2 protein-coding genes are annotated in these 2,568 nt (G+C 64.1%); one reads left to right on the forward strand and one right to left on the reverse strand.

Annotated elements, in window-relative coordinates; all coding sequences use genetic code 11:
- Window positions 1-67: 67 nt before the first annotated feature.
- The gene (locus EN994_RS26620) at window positions 68-970 is read right to left on the reverse strand and encodes a LysR substrate-binding domain-containing protein (RefSeq protein ID WP_013532333.1); all 903 of its coding nucleotides are present in this window, start codon (window positions 968-970) and stop codon (window positions 68-70) included.
- 90 nt (window positions 971-1,060) lie between these two features.
- On the opposite strand from EN994_RS26620, the gene EN994_RS26625 reads away from it, so the two are divergent.
- Window positions 1,061-2,568 (forward strand): trimethylamine methyltransferase family protein (locus EN994_RS26625; RefSeq protein ID WP_127307942.1); only part of this gene is annotated, 1,508 nt, incomplete at its 3' end.

The following is a 2,568-nucleotide window of genomic DNA, read 5'->3' on the forward strand; positions in this document are numbered from 1 at the left end:
CTATAGGCGGATTCGCGTCGCGCGGGAGGGGCAGAATTGCGCCAGCGGTGGATCAGTGGAAAACGACTTATGCCTGCGCCGCCAGCCAGTCGCGCACCTTGCGGGCGTTGTCGCTGAGCTCCCGGTTCTTCGGCCAGACGACATAGAAGGCCTTGCCGGTCTTCAGCACATGATCCGTCACCGGCACCAGCAGGCCCGACGCCAGCAGCCGCTCGGCGAGATGCCGCCAGCCGAGCGCGATGCCTTGGCCTTCCATGACACCTTGGATCACCAGGCCGTAGTCGTTGATGCGCAGGCCGCGCGCGGTATCGCTGAGATTGGCGCCCGCAGACTGGAACCATTCGTCCCAACTGGCCGCCTCGCGATACGGCTCCTCCAGATGGATGAGGCGGTGCGTGGCCAATTCGGCAGCGGATCTGGGCAGGCCGAACTTTGCCGCATAGCTGGTGCCGGCGACGGGAAATATCTCCTCGTCAGCCAGCGGCAACGAATGATAGTCCGGCCAGTCCCGCGGCGCGCCGCCGCGCACGCCGAGCGGAATGCCTTCCGCGATGATGTCGAGGTCGCGGTCGGCGGTCTGGATACGCAGGTCAATGCCCGGCAGCTCGTCACGGAACTGCTGCAGGCGCGGCATCATCCAGAACGAACCGAACGCGGTCGAGGCGGCCAGCGTGACATGACCGCCGGTCGCCTGCAGGCGCAGATCCTCCGCCGATTTGCGGATGTGCGAAAGGCCGAGCGAGACGTCGGCATGGAAGCGCTCGCCGGCCTCGGTCAGGAGCACCTGGCGGTGGCGGCGCTGGAACAGCTTGGCGCCGAGCTGTTCTTCCAGTCCGCGCACGGCATAGGAGACGGCGGCCTGCGTCATGCCCAGCTCGCGCCCGGCGGCGGTGAAGCTCGACAGCCGCCCGGCCGCCTCGAAGACGATCAGGCTGCCGGCCGAAGGCAGAAGGTGGCGCAAGCTTCGCATAAGCTGAGCTTATACAAGAGATCAGGATTTTCCAGCGTCACATCACCATTTTGTCGCGCTAGGCTCCTTCATGAGTGGAATGGAGTTGCCATGAACGCACCGGCCCCCGAAGTGACCGAACATGCCAACCGCCGCAGTGGCGGCCGCCTGGGGCGCAAGGCCCTGCGCGGAGCTCCCGTAACGTCGTTCCCGACGCTGGTCCGCCAGATCCCCGTCTACCAGATGGTCCCCGATGAGGCGGTCGAACTGATCCACGAGGAGTCGCTCTTGATCCTCGAAGAGGTGGGCTGCGAGTTCCGCGACGACGAGGCGATCGCACTGTGGAAGGCGGCGGGCGCGGATGTCTCGGAAACCCGTGTGCGGATCGACCGGGCCCTGCTGATGGAACTGGTGTCGAAGGTCCCGTCGGAGTTCACGCTCAATGCGAGGAATCCGCAGCGCACGGTGCGGGTGGGCGGCAACAACACCATCTTCGTGCCGATGTATGGCGCGCCCTATGTTCGCGATCTCGACAACAACAGGCGTTACGGCACGCTCGCCGACCTCAACAATTTCCACAAACTCGCCTACATGGCGCCGGCGCTGCATTCATCGAGTTCGGTCATTTGCGAGCCGATGGAAATCGCGGTACCGAAGCGTCACCTCCACATCATCCATTCCGCGCTTAAGCATTCCGACAAGCCGTTCATGGGCATCGTCACGTCCAAGGAGCGGGCGGAAGACACGATGGCGATGGCAGGCATCGTGTTCGGAGAGGATTACGTCCGCGACAATCCTGTCCTGGTGTCGATCACCAACTGCAATTCGCCGCTGGTGTGGGACGCCACCATGCTGGACGCGATGAAGGTCTATGCGCGAAGCAACCAGCCGCTGATCCTCGCACCCTTTGCACTGTGCGGCGCCTCGACTTCGGCGTCCGCCGTGGGCGCTGTGGCACAGGTCAATGCGGAAGCGCTGGCGGGCGTCGCCTTCACGCAACTGCTGCGCCCAGGCTCGCCGCAGATCTACGGACAGTTCATGGTCACGGTGGACATGAAGACCGGTGCTCCGATGGGCGGCACGCCCGAGGCGGCGCAGATGATGTATCTGATGGGAGCGCTGGCACGGAAATACCGGCTGCCGTGGCGCACCTCCGGCTTCCATGTCGGGTCGAAGCTCAACGACGCCCAGGCTGGTTACGAGGCGAACATGCTGATGCATGCCGCCATCCTCGCCGGCGCCAACTACATCTGGCACTCCGCCGGATGGCTCGAGGCCGGCCTGACCTGCGGCTATTCGAAATTCGCCACCGACTGCGAACAGCTCATCGGCTGGTACAAATATGCCGGCGGCCTGCCGTTCGACGATTTCAAGGAAGCCATGGCGGCAATCCGCGAGGTGGGACCGCAGGGCCATTTCCTCGGTACCCAGCACACGCTGGAACATTTCGAATCCGCCTTCTTCATGCCCTCGATCATGGACTTCAATTCGTTCGAACAGTGGAAGGCAGAAGGGGCGAAGGACCACGACACGCGCGGCCGCGAGAAGGCGCGCAACATGCTGGCGGATTACGAGGAGCCGAAGCTCGACGAAGGCATCGCCGATGGCCTGATGGATTT

Source organism: Mesorhizobium sp. M7A.F.Ca.CA.002.09.1.1, assembly GCF_003998555.1.
Taxonomy (GTDB): Bacteria; Pseudomonadota; Alphaproteobacteria; order Rhizobiales; family Rhizobiaceae; genus Mesorhizobium; species Mesorhizobium ciceri.